Origin of the sequence: Rhodovulum sp. FJ3 (assembly GCF_032918305.1) — a bacterium.
Classification (GTDB): Bacteria; Pseudomonadota; Alphaproteobacteria; order Rhodobacterales; family Rhodobacteraceae; genus SAT37.
In genome coordinates this window covers 288,560-312,450 of record NZ_JAWJUU010000002.1, presented here as the reverse complement: position 1 = coordinate 312,450, position 23,891 = coordinate 288,560, and the positions used below count along the sequence as shown (strand labels likewise).

Annotated in this window: 27 protein-coding genes; all 27 read right to left on the bottom strand. The window is 60.9% G+C overall.

Annotated elements, in window-relative coordinates; translation table 11 throughout:
• On the bottom strand, positions 1-789 hold the full coding sequence (locus tag R1W00_RS06495; RefSeq protein ID WP_317261919.1) for a biotin--[acetyl-CoA-carboxylase] ligase: 789 nt from the start codon (positions 787-789) through the stop codon (positions 1-3).
• The gene (nuoN, locus tag R1W00_RS06490) at positions 749-2,191 is read right to left on the bottom strand and encodes an NADH-quinone oxidoreductase subunit NuoN (RefSeq protein ID WP_317261918.1); all 1,443 of its coding nucleotides are present in this window, start codon (positions 2,189-2,191) and stop codon (positions 749-751) included. Before nuoN ends, R1W00_RS06495 begins: the two co-directional genes overlap by 41 nt.
• An 11-nt stretch (positions 2,192-2,202) precedes the next feature.
• Complete coding sequence (locus tag R1W00_RS06485; protein WP_317261917.1) at positions 2,203-3,753, bottom strand: NADH-quinone oxidoreductase subunit M; 1,551 nt, start codon at positions 3,751-3,753, stop codon at positions 2,203-2,205.
• A complete protein-coding gene (nuoL, locus tag R1W00_RS06480; protein WP_317261916.1) occupies positions 3,753-5,915 on the bottom strand; it encodes an NADH-quinone oxidoreductase subunit L in 2,163 nt (720 codons plus the stop codon). Before nuoL ends, R1W00_RS06485 begins: the two co-directional genes overlap by 1 nt.
• Positions 5,916-5,921: 6 nt before the next feature.
• Complete coding sequence (gene nuoK / locus R1W00_RS06475; protein WP_317261915.1) at positions 5,922-6,227, bottom strand: NADH-quinone oxidoreductase subunit NuoK; 306 nt, start codon at positions 6,225-6,227, stop codon at positions 5,922-5,924.
• Between the two features lie 97 nt (positions 6,228-6,324).
• Positions 6,325-6,939 (bottom strand): NADH-quinone oxidoreductase subunit J, encoded by a 615-nt coding sequence (locus R1W00_RS06470; RefSeq protein WP_317261914.1) that lies wholly within the window; start codon positions 6,937-6,939, stop codon positions 6,325-6,327.
• Positions 6,936-7,343 (bottom strand): carboxymuconolactone decarboxylase family protein, encoded by a 408-nt coding sequence (locus R1W00_RS06465; RefSeq protein ID WP_317261913.1) that lies wholly within the window; start codon positions 7,341-7,343, stop codon positions 6,936-6,938. The genes R1W00_RS06470 and R1W00_RS06465 overlap by 4 nt, the downstream gene beginning before the upstream one ends.
• A gap of 103 nt (positions 7,344-7,446) precedes the next feature.
• Positions 7,447-7,941, bottom strand: a complete 495-nt coding sequence (gene nuoI, locus R1W00_RS06460; protein ID WP_317261912.1) for an NADH-quinone oxidoreductase subunit NuoI — start codon at positions 7,939-7,941, stop codon at positions 7,447-7,449.
• A 6-nt stretch (positions 7,942-7,947) separates the two neighbouring features.
• A complete protein-coding gene (gene nuoH, locus R1W00_RS06455; protein ID WP_317261911.1) occupies positions 7,948-8,985 on the bottom strand; it encodes an NADH-quinone oxidoreductase subunit NuoH in 1,038 nt (345 codons plus the stop codon).
• Positions 8,986-9,000: 15 nt separating this feature from the next.
• Positions 9,001-9,414, bottom strand: coding sequence for a hypothetical protein (locus R1W00_RS06450; RefSeq protein ID WP_317261910.1), 414 nt, complete (start codon positions 9,412-9,414; stop codon positions 9,001-9,003).
• A gap of 8 nt (positions 9,415-9,422) precedes the next feature.
• Positions 9,423-11,441 carry an NADH-quinone oxidoreductase subunit NuoG gene (nuoG, locus tag R1W00_RS06445; protein ID WP_317261909.1) on the bottom strand — a complete coding sequence of 673 codons (2,019 nt, stop codon included), beginning with the start codon at positions 11,439-11,441 and terminating at the stop codon, positions 9,423-9,425.
• 6 nt (positions 11,442-11,447) lie between these two features.
• Positions 11,448-11,864 carry a DUF5333 domain-containing protein gene (locus tag R1W00_RS06440; protein ID WP_317261908.1) on the bottom strand — a complete coding sequence of 139 codons (417 nt, stop codon included), beginning with the start codon at positions 11,862-11,864 and terminating at the stop codon, positions 11,448-11,450.
• 64 nt (positions 11,865-11,928) lie between these two features.
• The gene (locus tag R1W00_RS06435; RefSeq protein WP_317261907.1) at positions 11,929-12,429 is read right to left on the bottom strand and encodes a DUF3291 domain-containing protein; all 501 of its coding nucleotides are present in this window, start codon (positions 12,427-12,429) and stop codon (positions 11,929-11,931) included.
• A 21-nt stretch (positions 12,430-12,450) separates the two neighbouring features.
• Entirely contained in the window at positions 12,451-13,749 is a 1,299-nt protein-coding gene (gene nuoF / locus R1W00_RS06430; RefSeq protein ID WP_317261906.1) for an NADH-quinone oxidoreductase subunit NuoF, read from the bottom strand.
• Positions 13,750-13,758: 9 nt separating this feature from the next.
• On the bottom strand, positions 13,759-13,983 hold the full coding sequence (locus R1W00_RS06425) for a DUF5337 domain-containing protein (RefSeq protein WP_317261905.1): 225 nt from the start codon (positions 13,981-13,983) through the stop codon (positions 13,759-13,761).
• Positions 13,976-14,116: a hypothetical protein gene (locus R1W00_RS06420; RefSeq protein WP_317261904.1), complete on the bottom strand. Its 141-nt coding sequence runs from the start codon at positions 14,114-14,116 to the stop codon at positions 13,976-13,978. Before R1W00_RS06420 ends, R1W00_RS06425 begins: the two co-directional genes overlap by 8 nt.
• 21 nt (positions 14,117-14,137) lie before the next feature.
• A complete protein-coding gene (locus tag R1W00_RS06415) occupies positions 14,138-15,277 on the bottom strand; it encodes an NADH-quinone oxidoreductase subunit E (RefSeq protein ID WP_317261903.1) in 1,140 nt (379 codons plus the stop codon).
• On the bottom strand, positions 15,277-15,594 hold the full coding sequence (locus R1W00_RS06410) for a hypothetical protein (protein WP_317261902.1): 318 nt from the start codon (positions 15,592-15,594) through the stop codon (positions 15,277-15,279). Before R1W00_RS06410 ends, R1W00_RS06415 begins: the two co-directional genes overlap by 1 nt.
• 92 nt (positions 15,595-15,686) lie before the next feature.
• Positions 15,687-16,895 carry an NADH-quinone oxidoreductase subunit D gene (locus R1W00_RS06405; RefSeq protein ID WP_317261901.1) on the bottom strand — a complete coding sequence of 403 codons (1,209 nt, stop codon included), beginning with the start codon at positions 16,893-16,895 and terminating at the stop codon, positions 15,687-15,689.
• A 4-nt stretch (positions 16,896-16,899) separates the two neighbouring features.
• Entirely contained in the window at positions 16,900-17,772 is an 873-nt protein-coding gene (locus R1W00_RS06400) for a sulfotransferase (protein WP_317261900.1), read from the bottom strand.
• Between the two features lie 103 nt (positions 17,773-17,875).
• The gene (locus tag R1W00_RS06395) at positions 17,876-18,478 is read right to left on the bottom strand and encodes an NADH-quinone oxidoreductase subunit C (protein ID WP_317261899.1); all 603 of its coding nucleotides are present in this window, start codon (positions 18,476-18,478) and stop codon (positions 17,876-17,878) included.
• A gap of 6 nt (positions 18,479-18,484) precedes the next feature.
• A complete protein-coding gene (locus tag R1W00_RS06390) occupies positions 18,485-19,018 on the bottom strand; it encodes an NADH-quinone oxidoreductase subunit B family protein (RefSeq protein WP_317261898.1) in 534 nt (177 codons plus the stop codon).
• Entirely contained in the window at positions 19,009-19,374 is a 366-nt protein-coding gene (locus R1W00_RS06385) for an NADH-quinone oxidoreductase subunit A (protein WP_317261897.1), read from the bottom strand. Before R1W00_RS06385 ends, R1W00_RS06390 begins: the two co-directional genes overlap by 10 nt.
• A 241-nt stretch (positions 19,375-19,615) precedes the next feature.
• Positions 19,616-20,404: a crotonase/enoyl-CoA hydratase family protein gene (locus tag R1W00_RS06380; protein WP_317261896.1), complete on the bottom strand. Its 789-nt coding sequence runs from the start codon at positions 20,402-20,404 to the stop codon at positions 19,616-19,618.
• A complete protein-coding gene (locus R1W00_RS06375; RefSeq protein ID WP_317261895.1) occupies positions 20,401-21,264 on the bottom strand; it encodes a hydroxymethylglutaryl-CoA lyase in 864 nt (287 codons plus the stop codon). Before R1W00_RS06375 ends, R1W00_RS06380 begins: the two co-directional genes overlap by 4 nt.
• Positions 21,257-21,931 carry a glutathione S-transferase family protein gene (locus R1W00_RS06370; RefSeq protein ID WP_317261894.1) on the bottom strand — a complete coding sequence of 225 codons (675 nt, stop codon included), beginning with the start codon at positions 21,929-21,931 and terminating at the stop codon, positions 21,257-21,259. Before R1W00_RS06370 ends, R1W00_RS06375 begins: the two co-directional genes overlap by 8 nt.
• Complete coding sequence (locus R1W00_RS06365) at positions 21,928-23,868, bottom strand: acetyl/propionyl/methylcrotonyl-CoA carboxylase subunit alpha (protein WP_317261893.1); 1,941 nt, start codon at positions 23,866-23,868, stop codon at positions 21,928-21,930. The genes R1W00_RS06370 and R1W00_RS06365 overlap by 4 nt, the downstream gene beginning before the upstream one ends.
• Positions 23,869-23,891 lie beyond the last annotated feature (23 nt).

Here is a 23,891-nt window from a genome sequence, read left to right as displayed (position 1 = left end):
CTAAAAGAAAACATCCGCCGCGGCAATAGCCCGTTGGCCACTGGGGGTGGATAGGACAAGTTGCCCCTGTTGGTCCACTGTTTCAAACACGCCAGTCACGCTTTCGGTTCCCATGCGGGCGGTGATGACCTCGCCAATACGCGCGGCGCGCGACAGCCATGGCTGACGGATCGCGTCAAAGCCGTATTGCACCATCTGCGTGTCGTAACGGGCAAAGGCCGGCGCAAGCAGGTCCAGAAAGTCCTCAGGCGTTATCCGGCACCCGGTTTCGCGAAATAGGGCTTTGGGCGCGACGGCACCCGGTTCGACCTGATCCGTAGAAGGCGCGGCGGCAAGGTTCACACCAATCCCGATGCACATCCCCATCCCGCCACCGGGCGTTGCGCCGATGCTTTCCAGCAAAATCCCCGCGACCTTGCCGTTGTTCAACAGAACATCGTTCGGCCATTTCAGGGTGAACAGATCCTCGCGCCCCGTGGCGGCGACAAACGCCTCATACAGGGCCAAGGACGCCACGAAGGACCGCAGCGCCGCCACCGCCGGATCACCGGCATCGGGCAGAACAAGGGTCGCGGCGAAATTTCCGGTGGGATCCGCCCACGGTCGGCCACGTCGGCCCCGTCCGGCGGTTTGCTGCAGGGCCAAAATCCATTTCGGCCCTTGCAGTGTTTGGTATTGGCGGCGGGCTTCGTCGTTGGTGCTGTCGATGGACGACAGCACCTGACGATCATATCCCGCGGGCCAGCTGTTAGTTAACAAGGGTTTGCGCAGCTGCCGCAGCCAAGCCATCGACGCCGAACAGGTTCACCATGCCGACGACCATGATCACGGCCGAGCCCATCAGGAAGACCCACAGAACCGGCGACATGGTGCCGTCGATGCCTGCTTTGTCCTCATCGCCGAAGAACATGTAGTAGACGATGCGCAGGTAATAGAAGGCACCGATCACCGATGCGACCACACCTGCCAGCGCCAGCCAGCCATAGCCCGCCTCAACCGCAGCCTGCAGCACGGCCAGCTTACCAAAGAAGCCAACCATCGGCGGAACACCGGCAAGGCTGAACATCAGGACCAGCAGGGCCAAGGCCTTGGGCAGATGCGATTTCGACAGCATGTTCAGCGACGCGATGTCGGTGACCGGCTGACCGTCTTTTTCCATCGACAGAATAAAGGCGAAGGTGCCGACGCTCATCGTGACGTAGATCGCCATGTAAAGCAGCATCGCCTCGACCCCTTGCTCGGTCCCCGATGCCAGACCCATCAGGGCATAGCCCATGTGGGCGATCGACGAATAGGCCATCAGGCGTTTGATGTTGGTCTGACCAATGGCCGCAACCGCACCAAGGAACATCGACAGCAGCGACAACAGGGCAATCACCTGTCCCCACTCGGCGGTCGAGGTGCCAAAGGCATCAAACATCACGCGCGCGAACAGGCCCATCGCAGCCATTTTCGGCGCGGTCGCAAAGAAGGCGGTGACCGGCGTCGGCGAGCCCTCATAGACGTCGGGCGTCCACATGTGGAACGGCACCGCCGAGACCTTGAACGCGAAACCGGTGATCAGGAAGATCAGACCGAACAGCAGGCCCATGGACATGCCGTCCTCACCGACCGAGCTGATGATGCCCGAGAACACGGTCGTGCCCGCAAACCCATAGGTCAGCGACGCCCCGTACAGCAGCATCCCCGACGAAAGCGCGCCCAGAACAAAGTACTTCAGGCCCGCTTCGGTCGACTTGGCGCTATCACGGCGCAGCGACGCCACAACGTAGAGCGACAGCGATTGCAGTTCGAGACCCATGTAGAGGCTCATCAAATCGCCAGCCGAGACCATCATCATCATCCCGACCGAGGCCAGAGCGACAAGAACGGGGTATTCGAACCGCAAGAGGTCACGGCGCAGCATATAGTCCTTGCTCATGACCAGAACGGCGGCGGCGGCCAACAGGATCGTCACCTTGGCGAAACGGGCGAACCCGTCGTCAATGAAGGCGCCGTTGAATGCGGTGGTGGTGCCCCCGCCCGACAGGCCAATCATCGCGGCCAGCACGACCATTACAGCAGCCGTCAGGAACAGAATGGTCGGGGCGACCTTGTCCTTGCCGGTGTAGACACCCGCGACCAGAGCGATCATCGCATAGACCGCCAGCAAAATCTCGGGAAGAACGGTGGAAATATCGGCAGAGATCATTGCTCTCCCTCTCAGTGCTGTGCTGCGACAGAAACGGCAGGGCTGAGGTCTGCGTTCAGAACTGCCGTCTGGTGATTGGAAACAAGGGCGTCAACCGACGGCCCGATGATGTCGGTGACCAGCGACGGGTAAACACCCAGCAACAGGGTCATCACGACCAGCGGGGCGAACAACAGGCGCTCACGCTTGTCCATGTCGGTGATCGACTTGAGGCTCTCTTTGATCAGGTCGCCAAAGACCACCCGACGATAGAGCCACAGCGCATAGCCCGCCGACAGGATCACACCGGTGGTCGCAACCATCGCAACCCACGTGTTGACCTGGAAGACACCCATCAGCGTCAGGAATTCCCCGATAAAGCCCGAGGTCCCCGGCAGGCCGACGTTGGCCATGGTGAACAGCATGAAGATCAGCGCATAGGCCGGCATCCGGTTGACCAGACCGCCATAGGCCTCGATCTCGCGGGTGTGCATCCGGTCATAGATCACGCCCACACAGAGGAACAGCGCGCCCGACACAAAGCCGTGGCTGATCATCTGGAAGATCGCGCCGTCAACACCTTGGTTGTTGGCCGCGAAAATCCCCATGGTCACATAGCCCATGTGCGCAACCGACGAATAGGCGATCAGCTTTTTCATGTCGCTTTGGACCAGCGCAACCAGCGAGGTGTAGACGATCGCAATCGCCGACATCCACAGAACCAGCGGCGCCAACAGGTCCGAGGCGACAGGGAACATCGGCAGGCTAAAGCGCAAGAAGCCATAGCCGCCCATCTTCAGCAGGATCGCCGCTAGAATAACCGACCCTGCGGTCGGCGCCTGAACGTGCGCATCGGGCAACCACGTGTGCACCGGCCACATCGGCATCTTGACCGCGAACGAGGCAAAGAAGGCCAGCCAGAGCAGTGTCTGCATCCCGCCGACAACCTGCCATCCGGCAATCGAAATCGCCTCGGTGCCGAACTGATGCATCATCAGGGTCGGAATATCGGCGGTGCCTGCGTCCAGATACATCGCGATCATCGCGATCAGCATCAGAACCGAGCCAAGGAAGGTATAGAGGAAGAACTTGAACGCGGCGTAGATCCGGTTTGCCCCGCCCCAGATACCGATGATCAGGAACATCGGGATCAGGCCCGCCTCAAAGAAGACGTAGAACAGGAACAGGTCCAGCGCACAGAACACGCCCAGCATCAGGGTCTCAAGCAGCAGGAACGCGATCATGTATTCGCGCACGCGGTGCGTCACCCCCCAACAGGCCCCGATCGTAATCGGCATCAGGAAGGTGGTCAGCAGGACGAAGAGGATCGAAATCCCGTCAACGCCCATCTTGTATTTCAGGCCCAGAACCCACTCGTGCTCTTCCACGAACTGAAAACCTGTGTCTGCCGGATCGAAACCCGCCAACAGGAACAGCGAAATGAGGAACACAAAGCTGGTCACAACCAGCGCAACCATCTTGGCGTTGCGCTGAGATGCCTCATCATTCCCGGGCAACAACAGCGCAAGCACCAGCGCCGCCACCAACGGAATGAAGGTGATCAACGAAAGAAGGTTATCCATTATTCAGCCCCTCCGCTGATAGACATCCAAGTGATAAGAACAGCGATCCCGATGACCATGGCAAAGGCATAGTGGAACAGATAGCCCGACTGCGCGCGGCCAACGACGCGGGTAAAGAACGGGATGATCCCCATTGCGATACCGTTGATCGAGCCGTCAATGACGTTGCCGTCGCCGCGCTTCCACAGGAAGTTACCCAACCATTTTGCCGGACGGACAAAGAGGAAATCGTAGATTTCATCAAAGTACCATTTGTTCAGCAGGAACTCGTACAGCGGACGCTGTTCCTCGGCCAGACGTTTGGGCAGGCTGGGGTTGACGATGTAGAACCAGAAGGCGGTGATCAGACCCAGAACCATCGCGACGAAGGGCGACACCTTGACCCAAGTCGGGGCGTGGTGTGCGTCGTCCATGACGTGGTTGTCAGGTGCCATAAAGATCGCGCCGCTGGGGGCCGTGCCGTGATGTTCGGCAACAACGGCGGCGTGACCCTCATCAGCCATAGCGGCGTCGTGACCGGCGGCACCATCGGTGTGATGCTCGTCCGCCTCGGCAGCGTGGCTGTCAACGGCGACATGGGTGCCATCGGTCAGCGTGGCGTGATCGCCCGCCGGATCGGCCTCGGCGTGGTGCGCCTCGATCCCGAAGAAGGCGTTGACGCGGTCATGATCGCCAAAGAACGGACCATAGAACACCATCCCCGAGAAGATCGCGCCAAAGGCCAGAACGCCCAGCGGAACCAACATCACCTTGGGGCTTTCATGCGCATGATCATGCGTGTGCTTGTCCCCGCGCGGCGTCCCGTAGAACGTCAGGAACATCAGGCGCCAGCTGTAGAAGCTGGTGAACAGCGCGGCGATAACCAGCATCCAGAACGCATAGCCACCGGCGGTGCCTGCATAGGCGCTCTCGATGATGGCATCCTTGGACAGGAAGCCCGCGAAACCGATGTGGGTTAACGGAATGCCGACACCCGTAATGGCCAGCGTGCCGATCATCATCGCCCAGAAGGTATAGGGGATCTTTTTACGCAGACCGCCATAGTTGCGCATGTCCTGTTCGTGGTGCATCGCGTGGATGACCGAACCGGCACCAAGGAACAACATCGCCTTAAAGAACGCGTGCGTCAGCAGGTGGAACATCGCAGCCGAGTAAACACCGACGCCCGCCGCCACGAACATGTAGCCCAGCTGGGAACAGGTCGAATAGGCGATCACGCGTTTGATGTCATTTTGTACCAGACCAACGGTCGCGGCGAAAAACGCGGTCGTCGCACCAAGGAAGGTGACAAAGGCCATCGCCTCGGGCGCGTATTCCATCAGGGGCGACATGCGGCAAACAAGGAAGACACCGGCGGTGACCATGGTCGCGGCGTGGATCAGAGCCGACACAGGCGTCGGGCCCTCCATCGCGTCGGGCAGCCACGTGTGCAGGAACAACTGCGCCGATTTACCCATCGCACCGACGAACAGCAGGAAGGCCAGCAGGTTCGCGGCGTTCCAGTCGCGCCACAGGAAGGTCAGGTTGGTTTCGGCCAGCGTCGGACCGGCGGCAAAGATCGTGTTGAAATCCACGCTGTCGGTCAGGAAGAACAGGCCAAAGATACCCAGAGCAAAGCCAAAGTCACCCACACGGTTGACGATGAACGCCTTCATCGCGGCGGCACCGGCAGACGGCTTTTTCCAGTAGAACCCGATCAGCAGGTAGGACGCGACACCCACACCTTCCCAACCAAAGAACATCTGGATCAGGTTGTCCGAGGTGACCAGCATCAGCATGGCAAAGGTAAAGAACGACAGATACGCGAAAAAGCGCGGTTTATACGTCTCGCCCTCGCCCCACTGCGGGTCGTGGTCCATATAGCCAAAGCTGTAGAGGTGCACGAGGCTGGACACCGAGGTCACAACGATCAGCATGATCGCGGTCAGACGATCCAGACGGATCGACCATTCGGTCGAGAGGCTACCGCTCTCGATCCAGTCAAGCAGGTGGATATGCTGGGTCTCGCCGTTGAAGGACAGGAACACGATCCAGCTGAGCAGCGCGGACAGGAACAACAGGCCGGTGGTGACCCACATCGCGCCCTTTTCCCCGATCAACCGCCACGTAAAGCCGGCGATCAGCGCGCCCATCAACGGGGCAAATAGAATGATGCTGACCATGGCCGGTTATCCCTTCATCACGTTGATGTCTTCCACCGCGATGGTGCCGCGGGTCCGGAAGAAGCAGACCAGAATAGCAAGGCCAATGGCCGCCTCGGCGGCGGCAACGGTCAGAACGAACATCGTAAAGACCTGTCCGACCAGATCGCCCATATGGGCCGAAAAGGCGACAAAGTTGATATTCACGGCCAACAACATAAGTTCAATCGACATCAGGATCACGATGACATTCTTCCGGTTCAGGAAGATGCCGAAAATACCGATCACGAACAGTGCCGCGGCGACAGCCAGGTAGTGTTCTAGTCCGACCATTCCGTCCCTCTGGGCGTATGCCCTTTTTGAAATTTCAGCGCCTTGTCAGCGCTCTGTCTGTTCGTGGCGCCCCCGCATGGCGCGCCACATTGTTCTTTTACAGGCCCTGACCGGGCTTGATGTCTTTCAGTTCCAGTGCGCTTGCCGGATCACGGTACATCTGGGCCAGAACGTCCTGACGTTTGACGTAGGTGCGGTGGCGCAGGGTCAGAACAATCGCCCCGATCATCGCAACCAACAGGATCAGACCCGCCGCTTGGAACAGGTAGATGTATTGATCATAGATCAGCTGGCCCAAGGCCTTGGTGTTGTGCACCTCGGCCGCGTCAGGCGTCACCGCCGCGCGTGCGGCCTCTGCCCCGTCGGCCATGTGCCACGAGCCGAACACCATGGTCAGCTGCATCAGGATCACGACCCCGATCAGACCGGCGATGGGCACGTATTTGGCCATCCCCGCCTTGAGCTCGGCGAAATCGACGTCCAGCATCATCACGACGAACAGGAACAGAACCGCGACCGCGCCCACATAGACGATGACCAACAGCATCGCCACGAACTCGGCCCCCATCAGGACGAACATGCCTGCCGCCGACAAGAAGGTCAGGATCAGCCACAGCACCGAATGCACGGGGTTGCGCGCCACAACGACCAGCAACGCGGCAACGACCGCCACGATGGCGAAAAAGTAAAATGCCAGGTCAGCTACCGTCATTCGCTGTCCTCCTCGATTTCTTTGAATACAGATTGGGCCAGTTGCAGCGCCTTGGTCATCGCCGGAATACCGCCCAGCATGGACATCTGATAGATCACCTCGGCGATCTCCTGTTGGGTTGCGCCGGCCTCTAGGGCGTGGCGCACGGTGCTTTTGAATTGCGGTTCGGCCTGTGCGCCCAGAACCGTCAGACCGGCCAGAACCACCAGAAGGCGGGTCTTGGCGTCCAGACCGTCCTTGTTGAACGCGTTGCCCCACATCATGTCCATAAAGTTCTTGGGCATGGTGGGCATGATCTTGTCAAAGCCGTGGACCTGAAAGCTCTCCAACGCGGGGTTGAACGCTTTGGCCATCGCGTGGCTTTGTTCCATCATCTGTTCGAACAACTTGCCAAGATCGGTCATTGGGCGCTCTCCTGTTGGGGGCCACGGCGGGCGGCACCGGTCACACCGACCGACCGTGTCGCCGCAGGCGTGGCCAAGGTGGCGATATGAACCATGGGTGCGATCATCGGTACGGCGCGTCCATCTCGAGGTTGCGCGCGATTTCGGCTTCCCAGCGTTCGCCGTTCGCCAGCAGCTTGTCCTTATCATAGAACAGCTCTTCGCGGGTCTCGGTGGCGAACTCAAAGTTCGGGCCTTCGACGATGGCGTCTACGGGACAGGCCTCTTGGCAGAAACCACAGTAGATGCATTTCGTCATGTCGATGTCATAGCGCGTGGTGCGGCGGCTGCCGTCCTCGCGCGGTTCGGCGTCGATGGTGATCGCCTGTGCGGGACAGATCGCCTCGCACAGTTTACAGGCGATGCAGCGCTCTTCGCCGTTGGGATAGCGGCGCAGCGCGTGTTCACCGCGGAAACGGGGCGACAGAGGCCCCTTTTCATGCGGGTAGTTCAGCGTCGCCTTGGGCGCGAAGAAGTACTTCATCCCCAGACCAAAGCCTTTGATGAAGTCGGCCAGCAGGAAGTATTTACCCGCGCGGTTCCAGTCGATGGATGCCATGGTTCATTAGCCTCCGATTGCCCAGCGGGCATAGGCGCCGCCGAAGAGTTCAAAATGCGCAAAGAACGAGACCAGCACGACCCAGAACAGCGAGAAGGGCAGAAACACCTTCCAGCCAAGACGCATCAGCTGGTCATAGCGGTAGCGGGGCACGATGGCCTTGACCATCGCGAACAAGAAGAAGAACACCGCCATCTTGGCCACCATCCACAGCGCGCCATCGGGCAGACCGGGGATCGGCGACAGCCAGCCACCAAAGAACAGCAGGCTCATCAGCGCGCACATCAGGAAGATCGCGATGTATTCACCGGCCATGAACAGCAGGAAGGGCGTGGACGAATATTCGACCTGATAGCCGGCAACCAGTTCCGATTCCGCCTCGGGCAGGTCGAACGGCGGGCGGTTCGTTTCGGCCAGAGCCGAGACAAAGAACAGCACCACCATCGGCAGATGCGGCAGCCAGTACCAGTTGAACAGACCAAGGTTGCCGTCCTGTGCACGCACGATGTCACCAAAGTTCAGCGAACCGGTCGTCAGGATCACGCCAACGATGATCAAGCCGATCGAGACCTCATAGGAAATCATCTGTGCCGCCGAGCGCAGCGAGCCAAGGAACGGATATTTCGAGTTCGACGCCCAACCGCCCATGATCACGCCGTAGACCTCAAGCGAGGAGACCGCGAAGACATAGAGGATCGCAACGTTCAGGTCCGACAGAACCCAGCCATCGGCGAACGGGATCACGGCCCATGCGATGATCGCAAGGACAAAGGACACGATGGGTGCCAGCATGAACACGGTCTTGTCCGCGCCCGCAGGCACCACCACCTCTTTGACGATATATTTCAGCGCGTCCGCCACCGATTGCAGCAAACCGAAAACGCCAACGACGTTCGGCCCCTTGCGCATCTGTACAGCGGCCCAGATTTTGCGGTCGCCATACACAAGGAACAGCAGCGAAATCATCACAAACGCAATAATCAGCAGGCACTGTGCCGCGATCAGCACGAACGTTCCGAAGCCAGTATTTAGAAAATCAGCCATTCTTGCCCCGTTCCCTCAGACCGTGGGTATTCCTTCGTTTTTACAGTGGGCCACGACGACCTCTGCATCGATTTGCCGCACACCGGGCGGCAGAGCCGCCGAGATGGTGTAAACAGCATCCGCCCGCCAAACGCCACCCTCTTGTGCGACTTTTGTACGAACATGTCGCGCAAAACCGTACCCCCGGATCAGTGTATACTGAGCGGCCGCACAGCGCGCGTAGTGCGAAACATCGTCCGTGGATCTCGCCCCTTCCATCGACACGATGAAATTCACCAGATCCCCGTCCAGCAGGCGCGTCTCAATCCCCAGATAGGTGGGGGAAAACGCACCCTGTTCCGTTTGATCGCCCCCCGCCTCGGGTGCGGTGCACCCGGTCAGACCTGCCAAGGCGGCAACCCCGACCCAGAGGGGGACGACCGGTTTCAAACCGGGCCTTATTCCGCAGCGATGGGCGCGTTCGCCCGTGCTTTGGCACCCGCAGACAATTCCGCCATCAGGGCCGAGGCCCGTGCAATCGGGTTGGTCAGATAGAAATCCGACACCGCGTTTTGCAGGCTGGCTTTGCCCAGCGATTTGGCAGGCAGTTTCTGCCATTCGTTCTCGATCACCGTGTCGATCTTGGCCAGATGCGGAACCGCAGCGACGAGTGCCTGACGCAGTTGCGCAAGGCTATCGAACGGCAATGCGTCGCCGGTTTCCGCCGACAGCGCCCGCAGGATCGCCCAGTTTTCCTTGGCTTCACCCGGCGGGAAGGCCGCGCGCATTGCCAGCTGGGGACGACCTTCGGTGTTTACGAACAGGCCGTTTTCCTCGGTGTAGGCGGCGGCGGGCAGGATGATGTCGGCGCGGTGTGCACCACGGTCGCCATGGCTGCCCTGATAGATGACGGTCGCACCGGCATCGATATCGACCTCGTCCGAGCCGAGGTTATAGATCACCTCGGCGCCCTCGATGGCGGCGCTCAGGCCACCCTCGGTCACGGCCCCCACATCCATCGCGCCCACGCGGGCGGCGGCGGTGTGCAGGATCATCAGTTTGCTGTTGGTTTTCTCGGCCAGTTCCATCGCGGCGGCCAATACGGCCTCGCCATCTGCCTCGCGCAGGGCGCCCTGCCCCACGATGATCAACGACGGCGCGTCCACAACGTCGCCAAAATCCTTGTCCAGCAGCGATTGCAGCGCGGCGCGGTCGGTACCGACATGGGCATAGTCAAAGGTCAGATCGACCGCCTCACCCACCAGACCGATGTTGGTGCCAGCGGCCCACGCCTTGCGCAGACGGCTGTTCAGAACCGGTGCCTCAAGGCGCGGGTTGGTGCCGATCAGCTGGATGTACTTGGCGCTATCGATATCCTCAATCGAGGCGGTGCCAACATAGGCCGAGCGGTTGCCCGCAGGCAGTTTCGCGCCATCGGTGCGGCACTCAACATTGCCGCCCAGACCTTCAACCAGCTGCTTCAGGGCGAACGCCGCCTCAACCGGCACCAGATCACCGATCAGACCAGCAACCTTTTTGCCCTTCATTGCGGCGGCGGCGGCCGACAAGGCCTCAGGCCAGCTTGCAGGGCGCAGCTTGCCGTTTTCACGAATGTAGGGCGTATCCAGACGCTGACGACGCAGACCGTCCCAGACGAAACGCGATTTGTCGGAAATCCATTCCTCGTTCACGCCGTCATGGTTGCGCGGCATGATGCGTTTGACTTCGCGGCCTTTGGTGTCCACGCGGATGTTCGACCCCAGCGCGTCCATCACGTCGATGGTTTCGGTCTTGGTCAGTTCCCACGGACGCGCGGTGAACGCGTAGGGCTTGGAGACCAGCGCGCCAACGGGGCACAGGTCGATGATGTTGCCCTGCATGTTGCTGTCCAGCGTCTGGTTCAGATAGCTGGTGATCTCGGCGTCTTCCCCGCGACCGGTCTGGCCCATCTGGGTGATGCCCGCGACCTCGGTCGTGAAACGGACACAGCGCGTGCAGGAAATACAACGCGTCATGTGGGTTTCGACCAGCGGCCCCAGATCCAGATCCTCGGTCGCGCGCTTGGGCTCGCGATAGCGGCTGAAATCAACGCCATAGGCCATGGCCTGATCCTGCAGGTCGCATTCACCGCCTTGGTCACAGATCGGACAGTCCAGCGGGTGGTTCACCAGCAGGAATTCCATCACGCCTTCGCGCGCCTTTTTCACCATGGGCGAGTTGGTCTTGACCACCGGCGGCTGACCCTCGGGGCCAGGGCGCAAATCGCGGACCTGCATCGCACAGCTGGCCGCCGGTTTCGGCGGGCCGCCCACGACCTCAACCAAGCACATGCGGCAGTTCCCCGCGATCGAAAGGCGCTCATGATAGCAGAAACGCGGCACTTCGATGCCGGCCACTTCACAGGCCTGGATCAGGGTCATAGCGGGATCGACTTCGATCTCACGCTCGTCGATGATAATTTTGCGCAGGTCCGCCATCTGGTCTCACTTCGCTTTCAGCAACACGCCGATCTGGCTGTTTCGTTCAATTTCATACAATCCCACCGTGCAATAGGTCGCGGGCTGATCCGGTTTGACCCCGTTGGCCACCAGATAGTCCAGCGCCAAGCCCTTGACGCGGTTCTTTTCAACCTTGTCACGCACGAAGGCATCGATTTCGTCGTCACTGAACCCGTCCTTACGGGCCAGCGATTGCAGGCTTTGCGCAAAGGCAAAGGCCTTGATCATCCGGGGCGAAATGGTCGCACAGTTTTCCTGAATCATGTCGCCCGCGGCGATCACGACCAGCCCCCGATTGATTTCCTCATGTTCGCGCAGCGCGCTTGCGGCGGCGGCGACATTGGCCGCGCTGATCGCAAAGACGGCCGAGGCCGCGAACAGGTGTTTGATCAGTGTTTTCATACCAACACTCCTTTCGTCAGAAAGGAGGTGGGGGCGCGGCAGCCCGATATGCAATAACAGCGGCTCATTCTGCGGCCTCCGCGCAGGATTTCGCCTGCCACAGGGTCGCCTGATCCTTGAGATACCGCCAGCCAAAGGCCTGATCGCTGTCGCCCTTGTCCCGCAGTTGGGTCAGGCGGGCCATGGCCTCGTCCAATGTGGGGCGGTGCCCGGCGGGCACCCACCACATGACGAAATGCGCCGGTTCCATGATCTCGAACCACTCGGCGCGGCGATCATAGATTTGCTTGTGCAAGGTGTTGAACACAAAGGTCTCAAACGTCGCCACATCTTCCCAGACCGACAGGTTCGTGACCGCCTGCGGATCGCCGTCCAGACAGGTGTCGGTGTTGCCGGTGTTCGGTTCGCCCGACCCTTCCATCATCCAGACAAAGCCCGGCATCCGTTTCGCCGCCGCATTCACCCGATCGATGTTATTCTTGAAGTCAGCCACGCGCGGATCATCGATCGGCGCCAAAAGACGCCCGATGTTCAGTTCCGCAAGATGGTGGCCGGTCGGCTGCATCGGTTCAGGTGTCCCTTTGGATTACTCGGCGGCGACCGACGAAATGCGGCCTGCTTTTTGCGCTTTGATGCGATCCTCGATCTCACCGCGGAAGTTCTTGATCAGACCCTGGATCGGCCATGCAGCCGCGTCACCCAGAGCACAGATCGTGTGACCCTCGACCTGTTTGGTCACGTCAAACAGCATGTCGATCTCTTCGATCTCGGCCTCGCCGCGCACCAGACGGTCCATCACGCGCATCATCCAGCCCGTGCCTTCGCGACAAGGCGTACACTGGCCACAGCTCTCGTGCTTGTAGAACTTGGACAAACGCCAGATCGCTTTGACGATGTCGGTCGATTTGTCCATGACGATCACCGCCGCCGTGCCAAGGCCCGAACCCAGTTCACCGCGCAGGTAATCGAAATCCATCACCGCGTCTTTCATCAGCTCACCGCGCACGCAAGGAACCGACGAGCCACCCGGAATGACGGCCAGCAGGTTGTCCCAGCCGCCGCGGATCCCGCCACAGTGCTTTTCGATCAGCTCTTCGAACGAAATCGACATCGCCTCTTCTACGACACAGGGGTTGTTGACGTGACCCGAGATCGCGAACAGCTTGGTGCCCGCGTTGTTCTGACGGCCAAAACCCGAGAACCAGCTTGCGCCGCGACGCAGGATGGTCGGGGCAACGGCAATCGATTCAACGTTGTTCACTGTGGTCGGACAGCCATAGAGACCGGCACCGGCAGGGAACGGCGGCTTCATCCGCGGCATGCCCTTTTTGCCCTCAAGGCTCTCGATCAGGGCGGTTTCCTCACCACAGATATAGGCGCCCGCACCGTGGTGCAGGAACAGTTCAAAGTCCCAACCCGAACCGGCGGCGTTCTTGCCCAAGAGACCCGCATCATAGGCCTCGTCAATCGCGGCCTGCAGCGCCTCGCGCTCACGGATGTATTCGCCACGGATGTAGATATAGGCGGCGTGCGCGCCCATCGCGAAACTTGCGATCAAGCAGCCCTCGATCAGGGTGTGCGGATCATGGCGCATGATCTCGCGGTCTTTACAGGTGCCGGGCTCGGATTCATCGGCGTTCACCACCAGATAATGCGGACGACCGTCGCTCTCTTTGGGCATGAACGACCATTTCAGACCGGTGGGAAAGCCCGCACCGCCACGTCCACGCAGGCCGCTGGCCTTCATCTCGTCGACGATCCACTCCCGCCCCTTCTTGATGATATCGGCGGTGCCGTCCCAATGCCCACGACGGCGCGCACCCGCCAAGGTGCGGTCATCCATCCCGTAGATATTGGTGAAGATACGGTCTTCGTCCTTCAGCATGTCAAATCCTCAATTGGTCCGGCGCAGGCGCCAAATCTGGTAGGTCACCACAAGCGCCCAGAAAAAGGCAGCCAGCGTGGCCATGTCGATCAGGAACATAAACCGAGGCGCGATGCCCAGTTTTGCCCCAAGAAATTGCGCCAGCATCCATAGCAACATGGCACCGGCAATCACGATGGCCGCAGTGCGGCCTTGGCGGCGGATCGCTTCGGCGCGTTTGTCATCCTCAGACATCTGCGCCTCCGTGTTCCACCGGATGCAGGGAAACCGCGTCACTGCCGACCCACGTGCCCTGCCCCGCCATTGCGGCGCGGGGTTCGGCGTGGTGCCGGGCACAGGTCCCGGCCATGGTCAAGCGTTGCGACACGTGTAGCCCCCACATCATCGCTTAGTCGTAAACATCGCCCTTTTTCACGCGCGATGCGAATTCCGTCGTTCCACCAGCGGCCAGCGTGGTCGCCTGTTCGACCCAGTTGTCGCGGCTGACACGACCTTTGAACCCCTTCAGGTTCTGGTCGACCCAAGCCACCTCATCCGCGCTCCACGCGGCAATCTGGTCAAAGTGGTAAAAGCCCAACTCGTTGAGCATCAGTTCCAGTTTCGGACCCACGCCCTTGATCATTTTCAGATCATCGGCCTTGCCGTCGCGCGCCGCGTCCAACGCTTCGGGGCGGGTGCCCTCGGCGGTGGCGGGTTCGGCCTTGGCGGCGGGTGCCGGTTTTTCGGCCTTGGGTTCGGCCTTTTTCGCAGCAGGTTTCGCCGCCGGTTTGGCCGCAGCCTTCTTTGCTGCCGGTTTTTCGGCCACTGCGGCCGCGCCGTTCTGGGCGTTCCACGGGGCCAGCAACGGCACCTCGTCACCCTGAATGCGCTTCACCGTGTCACCGATGTCCACGGCCAGTTGGGCCGAGGCGTTGTATTGCTTGCGACCGCTCTCGAATTCCTTGAGCGAGGTCAGACCCGACAGCGGCTCCGAACCGTAACGACCGTTCTGGGGACCGGGCACGGGCACTTCGCCCTTGGCCAGACGATCCAGAATGTCGGCAAAGCTCTCGGCGGTCAGATCCTCATAGTAATCCTTGCCGATCTGCACCATGGGCGCGTTCGAGCACGAGCCCAGACATTCGACCTCTTCCCACGAGAATTTGCCATCTGCCGACAGGGCAAAGGGCTTGTCCGCGATCTTGTCTTTACAGACCGCGATCAGATCCTCGGCACCACAGATCATGCACGACAGCGTGCCACAAACCTGAACGTGGGCCACAGAGCCAACCGGCGACAGTTGGAACATGAAGTAAAAGGTCGCAACCTCGAGAACACGGATATAGGCCATGCCCAGCATCTCGGCGATATGTTCAATCGCCGGACGGGTCAGCCAGCCCTCTTGTTCCTGAGCGCGCCAGAGCAACGGGATGACCGCGCTGGCCTGACGTCCCTCGGGATATTTCGTGATCTGAGCCTCGGCCCACGCCAGGTTGTCCGGCGTGAACGCAAAGCTATCGGGTTGTTCGTGATGCAGTCGGCGGAGCATTAGACGGCACAATCTCCTGTCACAAGCGTGATGCCACCCTCTTCGGATGCATCAACGATTTCATTGTATACGCGCAGCTGTTGCACGATCGCGTCCAGCGTCGCCTCGTCATAGGCGGTCGCGGTTTCGACCGTCAGGGCGGTTTCTTCGTCCGCAATGGTGCAGCCCACATCCGTGATGGCGACGCGGAACATTTCCAACTCGTCGTCGGTCGGGATGATGACCTCGGTGGTGCCGTCGGTGGTCGTGTCTTGTGCCACAGCCACAGCCGGCATCAGCGCGATGCACACAGCAGTAATTTTAGCAAGTTTCGTCATGGGTCGTACTCCGGTTACGGAGAACCGCGCTTTCATATCTGCGGTTCCAAAGGGCCCCCACCCTTGGTGAAACTTATGTTGGGACGTGGTGATCACCGGTCGATTTCTCCGAACACGATGTCCATGGTCCCGATAATGGCGGACACATCGGCCAGCTGATGGCCCTTAGCGATGTAATCCATCGATTGCAGATGCGGGAAACCCGGTGCGCGCAGTTTCGCGCGATAGGGTTTGTTGGTCCCGTCGGCCACCAGATAGACGCCGAATTCGCCCTTGGGCGCCTCAACGGCGGCATACACCTCACCAGCGGGCACGTGAAAGCCCTCGGTGTAGAGTTTGAAGTGGTGGATCAGCGATTCCATCGACGTTTTCATGTCGCCACGTTTGGGCGGCGTCAGCTTGCCCCGCGCCAGAACATCGCCCGGCTCATTGCGCAGCTTTTCACAGGCCTGATGGATGATCTTGATGCTTTCGCGCATCTCGGCCATGCGGACCAGATAGCGGTCATAGCAGTCGCCGTTCTTGCCGATTGCGACGTTAAAGTCGAATTCGTCATAGCATTCATAGGGTTGCGCACGACGCAAATCCCACGCCAGACCCGAGCCACGGACCATAACACCCGAATAGCCCCAGTTCTGGATGTCTTCCTCGGTCACAACACCGATGTCGACGTTCCGCTGTTTGAAAATCCGGTTTTCGGTCAACAGCCCGTCGATATCGTCCAGAACGCGCGGGAATTCCTTGGCCCACTGGTCGATGTCCTCGATCAACTGCGGCGGCAGGTCTTGGTGAACACCACCCGGGCGGAAATAGGCGGCGTGCAGACGGGCACCACAGGCGCGCTCGTAAAACACCATCAGTTTCTCACGCTCTTCAAAGCCCCACAGCGGCGGCGTCAGCGCGCCAACGTCCATCGCCTGCGTGGTGACGTTCAGAAGGTGGTTCAGAATACGACCGATTTCCGAGTACAGAACGCGGATCAGCGACGCGCGGCGCGGAACAACCGTGCCGGTCAGCTTTTCAATGGCCAGACACCAAGCGTGTTCTTGGTTCATCGGGGCCACGTAATCCAGACGGTCCAGATAGGGCAGGTTCTGGAGATAGGTGCGGCTCTCCATCAGCTTTTCGGTGCCACGGTGCAGCAGGCCAACATGCGGGTCGGCCCGTTCCACGATCTCGCCGTCCAGTTCCAGAACCAGACGCAACACGCCGTGGGCCGCAGGGTGCTGGGGCCCGAAGTTGATGTTAAAGTTGCGAATTTTCTGCTCGCCGCTCAGTACATCGTCAAAATTTCCGTCCATGATCCTACACCCCTACCCTGTTGGCGGCCCATTGCTCGGGCAAACGGCCAAAGCAGGCTTCGACAAAGTCGTATTGTGGTTTGAGAAACGCCGCCGCGCGGCCCTTCTGCTCATCAGTCATCGCGACGGATGCACCTTCGTGCACGCGCTGCGAAAAATCGGCGGGCCGGTCCGACAGGCCCAGAAACGCACACAGACGCGACATGGTCTGTTGCGTGAACATCTCTTCGTAAAAGGCGGTGAACAACGCCGCAGGGTTCAGCGCCTTTTGCAGGCGGCCCATCACGGATTGATAGTCGCCACGGCGCACAACGTCCTGTTTCTGACCGGCCAGAACATCGTCCAAAATCTGATTGCAGAGCGCAGGGATCTCGGCGTCCGTGTCCGCGCGGCGCTTGGCCAACATGCGGACATGCGACCACATCCGGCTGACCGGGTCCCGCATCAAATAGACAAATCGTACCGTCGACGCCATTTTGGCCATCTTTTTCAGACGCCCCACTGACAACAGCCCATACGCCGGAGTTATGTCAGCAATAAGGCGTTGATCGCCGCGACCACCGTTCAGATAGGCCAGATAGGCCTGTTCGCTGCCGCTGGTCAGGGCGCGCTGGTATTCCTCGATATCGGCCAGACGCGCGGCGCGTTGAACCATGCCGTGGGTGGTCCCACCGGCCTGACGCAGTTCCAGACGCATCTTTTGACGCTCAAGACCCTTCATCTGCTGCTCGACCTTGCCGGTGTCCAGCGCGTCAAAGAAATGCAATTCCTTGATACTGCGCAGGTGACATTCGGGATGATCGGCCAAATAGCGATAGAGCCAGCTGGTCCCCGCCTTGGTCGCACCGACGCCAAACATCAACGTTGCCTCGCCCATCACACACGCCCCCCGCAGGTGGCCGAACGCACCGCACCGCAGGGCAAGTGCCATGCGGTTGCGCGCAGATCAGCCAAACATGCCATGGGGCGTGCGATCACGATCAGGCCTCCGTCTTCTCGTCGCCGGGCAGGACGTATTTCGCGCCTTCCCACGGGCTGAGGAAGTCGAACTGGCGGTATTCCTGAACAAGGCTGACGGGTTCGTAGACGACGCGCTTTTGCTCTTCGTCGTAACGGACCTCGGTGTAGCCGGTCGTCGGGAAATCCTTGCGCAGCGGATAGCCACGGAAGCCGTAGTCCGTCAGCAGACGGCGCATGTCGGGGTGACCCGAGAACAGGATGCCGAACATGTCGAACACTTCGCGCTCAAACCAGTTGGCCGACGGGTGCACCTCGGTGATCGAGGCGATCATGTCGCCCTCACGCACGGCACAGCGCAGGCGGATACGCTGGTTCTGGTACATCGACAGGAAGTGATAGACGACGTCGAAGCGCGCATCGCGGTCGGGATAGTCCACGGCGGTGATATCCACCAGCGTCGAGAACTTGCAGCTTGCGTCGGTCTTCAGGAACTCGACGAACGGAACGATGTTCGCCGGAGCCACGTCGATGGTCAGCTCGTCAAACTCAACCGACCACGACAGAACGCATTCGTGGCGCTTGAGCTCCAGATGGGTTCCCAGTTCTTTCAGGGCGTCACTCATCCCGCGTTACCTCACAATGGTGCCGGTACGGCGAATTTTGCGCTGCAACTGCAGCAGACCATAAAGCAGCGCCTCTGCCGTCGGAGGACAGCCGGGCACATAGATATCGACAGGCACAACGCGGTCACAGCCACGCACGACCGAGTACGAATAGTGATAGTAACCACCACCGTTCGCGCAGGACCCCATCGAGATTACATAACGGGGCTCTGGCATCTGGTCATAGACCTTGCGCAGCGCGGGTGCCATTTTGTTGGTCAGCGTGCCCGCAACGATCATCACGTCCGACTGACGCGGGGAGGCACGCGGCGCAATCCCGAACCGTTCGGCGTCATAGCGCGGCATCGAGGTGTGCATCATCTCAACGGCGCAGCAGGCCAGACCAAAGGTCATCCAGTGCAGCGAACCGGTACGCGCCCAGTTCAGGATGTCCTCGGACGAGGTCAGCAGAAAGCCCTTATCCTGCAGCTCTTTGTTCAGAGACTGGGTGGCGTGTTCCATATCAACGCCGGCGGTGTTGGCGGATGTGCTCACTCCCATTCCAGGGCTCCTTTTTTCCATTCGTAGGCAAAGCCGATGGTCAGAACCCCGAGGAAGACCATCATCGACCAGAACCCGACCGTCGTCAGCGTGCCAAACGACACCGCCCACGGGAACAGGAACGCGATTTCAAGGTCGAAAATGATGAACAGGATCGAGACCAGATAGAACCGGACGTCGAATTTCATCCGCGCATCGTCAAAGGCGTTAAAGCCACATTCAAACGCGGATACTTTTTCGGGGTCAGGGTTACGTACCGCCAGAACCAAAGCAGCCAGGATCAGGACGAGGCCAAGGGCCACAGCCATTCCCAGAAAAATGAGGATCGGAAGGTACTCTCTGAGAAGGTCGTCCATGTGGCGCAACTCCTTTTGGCGTGCAGGCCGTTACGGCCGTTTTGCTACGCAGGGTTTACCCCCGTGCCGCGCCGGGGTCAACCAAACGCGACAGGTGAAAAACCCTTAAATCACGGGGTTATCCAACAAAGTATGCAATTGCGTGCGAAGGAAAGCGGAAAGAATGTCGCATGCGGCGACTCGCCCCAGCGCGGCATATCCGCCCTACGCCCTTGGTCGTACAACCGGTCAAAAGGTCGGATTAGCCCTTATTCCACTGGGGTTTTCGCCGATCAAAGAAGGCGTTGATGCCCTCTTGGGCCTCGGAATCGGCCCAACGCTCGGACAAGGCTGCGACGGTATGCGCAATCACAGCGTCATCAATCTGACGGCTGAGGGCATGGATCAAAGCTTTGGCATCTGCCACGGCACCGGGTGCACAAGAAAGATACGGCTCGACCTCGTGTTGGACACGTTGATCAAGGATGGCCAGATCATCGACCGCCTCGGTCAGCAGGTTCAGGCGCACGGCCTCGTCCCCGTCAAACAGGCGGGCCGACATGAACACGCGCCGCGCCTTGGCCGCGCCCATCCGTGCAACGACATAGGGGCTGATGGTGGCGGGGGTCAGACCAAGGCGGGTTTCGGTAAAGCCGAACTTTGACCCAGACAGGCCAATCGCCACGTCACAGATCGACATCAGGCCCAGACCGCCGCCAAACGCCTGACCGTTAATGCGCCCGATCAACGGCTTGGGCATCCTGTCCAGCGCCTGAAGCATATCGGCCAGTTTGCGCGCGGCGGCCTCTTTGGCGGCCTCGCCCTTTTCGAACTGGGCACGCATCCATGCCAGATCCCCGCCCGCACAAAAGCTCTTGCCCGCGCCGGTCAGGATCACCGCACGCACATCGGGGTTTTGACCCACCGTCGCTGCCATATCGGACAGCGCGTCCATCATCGGTTCGGACAGGGCGTTGTGACGATCCGTGTCGGTCATCGTCACCGTCGCGACGCCACGGTCGTCAATCTCGATCTCAAGGGGATGGGTCATTCACTGTCCTTTCCGCGCATGGCGCGCGCCATCTCTGCGGCCTGATCCACGACATCGGGACGCAGACCGGTGGTATATCCCGCCGCCTCCAGATGGCGCATCACCCGTTCGGTCGCGACATTGCCCTTGGCGCCTTTGGCATAAGGACAGCCGCCCAAACCGCCGACCGCCGCGTCGAAAATCCGGACGCCATGGGACAGGGCCACGTCGATATTGGCCAAGGCCACGCCGCCCGTGTCATGAAAATGCCCCGCCAACAGGTCCGCAGGGACGCGTTTGGTCACCGCCGTCAACATCGCATCGACGGCCTCGGACGTGCCGTGTCCCAATGTCTCGCCAAGGCTGATCTCGACCGCGCCAAGGTCCAACAGACGGGTGGCGACATCCGCGACGGCACCCGGCGCAACGGGCCCGTCATAGGGGCAATCGGTGACACAGGACACATAGGCGCGTACGGGAATGCCGTGATCGCGCGCCGCCGACATCACGGGGGCAAAGCGCGTCAGGCTCTCGTCAATCGTGGCGTTGATATTGGCGCGGCTGAACCCCTCGGACGCGGCAGCAAAGATCGCCACCTGATCGACCTGCGCGGTCAGTGCCCGTTCAAACCCCTGCATATTCGGCGTCAGGGCCATATAGCGCACACCGTCCGCGCGCGAGATCCCCGCCATCACCGCACCCCCGTCGGCCATTTGCGGCACCCATTTGGGGCTGACGAAACTGGCGGCCTCAATCCGTGCAAAACCGGCGGTGGACAAGAGGTCGATCAGGGCGATCTTGTCCTCGGTCGCGATCACGCGCTTTTCGTTCTGGAGCCCGTCGCGCGGGCCGACCTCAACGATTTCAACGGGTTCAGGCATTTGGGGCCTCCTTGGGCGGGGGCGGATAGAAATCCTGTGTGTAAATCTGCGCCGCGCCATCGCGGGTCAGCGCCGCCTGAAACGCGGGCCGCGCGGTCAGGCGATCCAGATAGGCCGCCGCGCCGTCAATTTCCGCCAGATCGACAAACCGCTGCGCAATCCACAACGCGTAACCCACCGCGATGTCCGCCATACTAAACCCGTCGGGCAAAAGGTACGCCTGATCCCCCACCGCGCCCACAACCGCGCCGATGCATTTTGCCAGTCGCTTGGCCTCAAGCCGCATGACCGTCGGGCTGCGCATTGAGGGTTCGAACAGGATGATGTGGTGTTGGGTCAGGTTGGCCAGATGCTGGCCCATGGTTTCGCCGAAATGCAGCCATTCCAGATAGGCGCCGCGATGCTCCGACCCGACCGCGCGGCCAAGCCCCCCGTCAAATGTTTCGGCCAGCAGTTCCAAGATCGCGCCGCTCTCGAAATAGGTGCGTCCGTGGAGGTCAAGCGCGGGCACGCGGGCGGCGGGCGATTTGGCGCGAAACGCCTCGCCCTGTAGCGATCCGTCGAAAAACGAATGCTGTTCAACGGTGAAATCCACCCCCAATTCGCAAAGCGCCCAGAGAACGCGAAAGGACCGTGCTTGGGCCACATGATGCAGGGTGATGCTCATGCCGCATCCTCGGGTTCCAGACGGATCAACGGCGCGCCGCCGATGACCTGATCGCCGGTCGCGACCAAAACCTCGGCAATCACGCCGTCGCGCCATGCGGTCAGGGTGTGCTCCATCTTCATCGCCTCTTGGATCACCAGATCCTGACCCGCATGGACCGTGTCACCGGCGGCAACCATCACCGCGCGGATCAGGCCAGGCATGGGGGCCTCAATCACATCGGACCCCGTCGCGCCCGCGTCTCGGGCCAGTGGATCGGGACGGGTAAACACGGGCCGCGCGGGCGTGAACACGGTGATCCGGTCGCCCGTGACGGTGGCGGCGGGCAGTGGCGCGCCATCCACCGTCCATCCCGACGCGGTTCGGGTCGCGGTATGGGTCGTGTCGTCCAGCGTGATGTCAATGCGCGCGGCACTGTGGATCGCGGCGCGGGCCATAATGGTATCGTCACCGATGATCAGGGTCACAGGTTGCGCCACCGGTCCCCACAGGGCAAAGCCCGTATGCGGCCCCTGCCCCATTTCATCAGTGCACAGGGCGATCACGGCGGCCAGCGTGTCGGTGACATCCGCCCCCGCCGCACCGACCAGCGCGTCCAGATCACGGTCAATCAGGCCCGTGTCGACCTGCCCTGCGGAAAACCCGTCATGGGCACAGAGCGCCCCGAGGAAGCCGATATTGGTCACGCATCCCGCAACCTCGGTCCCCGCCAAGGCGCGGCGCATCTGACGCAGGGCAATGTCTCGGGTTGCGCCGTGGGTGATGACCTTGGCCAGCATCGGGTCATAGAACGGCGACACCTCATCGCCCGCGCGAATACCGGTGTCGATCCGCGCGCTGGTGGGCCAGCGCAGGTGATCAATCCGCCCTGTGGCGGGCAAGAACCCCGCCGGAACGTCCTCGGCATAAAGACGCGCCTCAAACGCGTGGCCGGTCAGGGGGATGTCCTCTTGCGCCATCGGCAGGCCCTCACCGGCGGCAACGCGCAATTGCCATTCGACAAGGTCGATGCCCGTGATCGCCTCGGTCACCGGATGTTCGACCTGCAGGCGGGTGTTCATCTCCATGAACCAGAACCCGTCGGGGCGCAGACCGCCCTGCCCGTCGACGATGAATTCGACGGTACCGGCCCCGCGATAGTTCACGGCCTCGGCGGCGCGCACCGCGGCCTGCCCCATGGCCGCGCGCATCTCGGGCGTCATGCCCGGCGCGGGGGCCTCTTCGATCACCTTTTGATGGCGGCGTTGCAGGGAACAATCGCGCTCATAAAGATGAACCGCGTTCACCCCATCGCCAAAGATCTGAACCTCGATATGACGCGGCTGGGTCACATAGCGTTCGATCAGGACGTCGGGGTTGTTGAACGCGCCCTCGGCCTCACGCCGTGCGGCGGCCAGAGCGGCGGCAAAGGCGTCCGGCGTATCGACGCGGCGCATCCCCTTGCCCCCGCCGCCCGCAACGGCCTTGATCAGCACGGGATAGCCGATCTCATCTGCACGCGCGGCCAGCGACGCGGGGTCCTGATCATCGCCGTGATAGCCGGGTACAACCGGCACACCGGCGGCAGCCATATGCGCCTTGGCCGCATCTTTGAGACCCATCAGGCGGATCGCGTCGGGATCGGGACCGATAAACACCAGTCCCGCCGCCTGCACCGCCGCGACGAAATCGGGGTTTTCGGACAAAAACCCATAGCCCGGATGAATCGCCTGCGCGCCCGTGTCCAACGCGGCCTGAATGATACGCTCCCCGATCAGATAGCTCTCGGACGGGAGGTTCCCGCCAAGCGCCACGGCCCTATCCGCCATTTCCACATGACGCGCGCCCCTGTCCGCGTCGGAATAGACAGCCACGGTTTCAACGCCCAAACGGCGGGCCGTGTCGATGACGCGACAGGCGATTTCGCCACGGTTGGCAATCAGGATACGGTCAAACATCGGCACGCTCCCCTGTTCGGTTT

Coding starts and splice junctions, on each gene's coding strand:
- R1W00_RS06415 (WP_317261903.1), bottom strand. CDS start 15,277: ATGCTCCGCCGACTGCATCACGAACAACCCGATAGCTTTGCGTTCACG.
- R1W00_RS06410 (WP_317261902.1), bottom strand. CDS start 15,594: ATGACGAAACTTGCTAAAATTACTGCTGTGTGCATCGCGCTGATGCCG.
- R1W00_RS06380 (WP_317261896.1), bottom strand. CDS start 20,404: ATGACCCATCCCCTTGAGATCGAGATTGACGACCGTGGCGTCGCGACG.
- nuoI (WP_317261912.1), bottom strand. CDS start 7,941: ATGGCATCCATCGACTGGAACCGCGCGGGTAAATACTTCCTGCTGGCC.
- R1W00_RS06385 (WP_317261897.1), bottom strand. CDS start 19,374: ATGGACGACCTTCTCAGAGAGTACCTTCCGATCCTCATTTTTCTGGGA.
- R1W00_RS06370 (WP_317261894.1), bottom strand. CDS start 21,931: ATGAGCATCACCCTGCATCATGTGGCCCAAGCACGGTCCTTTCGCGTT.
- R1W00_RS06390 (WP_317261898.1), bottom strand. CDS start 19,018: ATGGGAGTGAGCACATCCGCCAACACCGCCGGCGTTGATATGGAACAC.
- R1W00_RS06470 (WP_317261914.1), bottom strand. CDS start 6,939: ATGACGGTAGCTGACCTGGCATTTTACTTTTTCGCCATCGTGGCGGTC.
- nuoH (WP_317261911.1), bottom strand. CDS start 8,985: ATGGCTGATTTTCTAAATACTGGCTTCGGAACGTTCGTGCTGATCGCG.
- nuoK (WP_317261915.1), bottom strand. CDS start 6,227: ATGGTCGGACTAGAACACTACCTGGCTGTCGCCGCGGCACTGTTCGTG.
- nuoF (WP_317261906.1), bottom strand. CDS start 13,749: ATGCTGAAGGACGAAGACCGTATCTTCACCAATATCTACGGGATGGAT.
- R1W00_RS06440 (WP_317261908.1), bottom strand. CDS start 11,864: ATGAAAACACTGATCAAACACCTGTTCGCGGCCTCGGCCGTCTTTGCG.
- R1W00_RS06375 (WP_317261895.1), bottom strand. CDS start 21,264: ATGCCTGAACCCGTTGAAATCGTTGAGGTCGGCCCGCGCGACGGGCTC.
- R1W00_RS06405 (WP_317261901.1), bottom strand. CDS start 16,895: ATGGACGGAAATTTTGACGATGTACTGAGCGGCGAGCAGAAAATTCGC.
- nuoL (WP_317261916.1), bottom strand. CDS start 5,915: ATGGTCAGCATCATTCTATTTGCCCCGTTGATGGGCGCGCTGATCGCC.
- nuoG (WP_317261909.1), bottom strand. CDS start 11,441: ATGGCGGACCTGCGCAAAATTATCATCGACGAGCGTGAGATCGAAGTC.
- R1W00_RS06435 (WP_317261907.1), bottom strand. CDS start 12,429: ATGCAGCCGACCGGCCACCATCTTGCGGAACTGAACATCGGGCGTCTT.
- R1W00_RS06400 (WP_317261900.1), bottom strand. CDS start 17,772: ATGGGCGAGGCAACGTTGATGTTTGGCGTCGGTGCGACCAAGGCGGGG.
- R1W00_RS06365 (WP_317261893.1), bottom strand. CDS start 23,868: ATGTTTGACCGTATCCTGATTGCCAACCGTGGCGAAATCGCCTGTCGC.
- R1W00_RS06495 (WP_317261919.1), bottom strand. CDS start 789: ATGGCTTGGCTGCGGCAGCTGCGCAAACCCTTGTTAACTAACAGCTGG.
- R1W00_RS06425 (WP_317261905.1), bottom strand. CDS start 13,983: ATGTCTGAGGATGACAAACGCGCCGAAGCGATCCGCCGCCAAGGCCGC.
- R1W00_RS06465 (WP_317261913.1), bottom strand. CDS start 7,343: ATGACCGATCTTGGCAAGTTGTTCGAACAGATGATGGAACAAAGCCAC.
- R1W00_RS06485 (WP_317261917.1), bottom strand. CDS start 3,753: ATGGATAACCTTCTTTCGTTGATCACCTTCATTCCGTTGGTGGCGGCG.
- nuoN (WP_317261918.1), bottom strand. CDS start 2,191: ATGATCTCTGCCGATATTTCCACCGTTCTTCCCGAGATTTTGCTGGCG.
- R1W00_RS06395 (WP_317261899.1), bottom strand. CDS start 18,478: ATGAGTGACGCCCTGAAAGAACTGGGAACCCATCTGGAGCTCAAGCGC.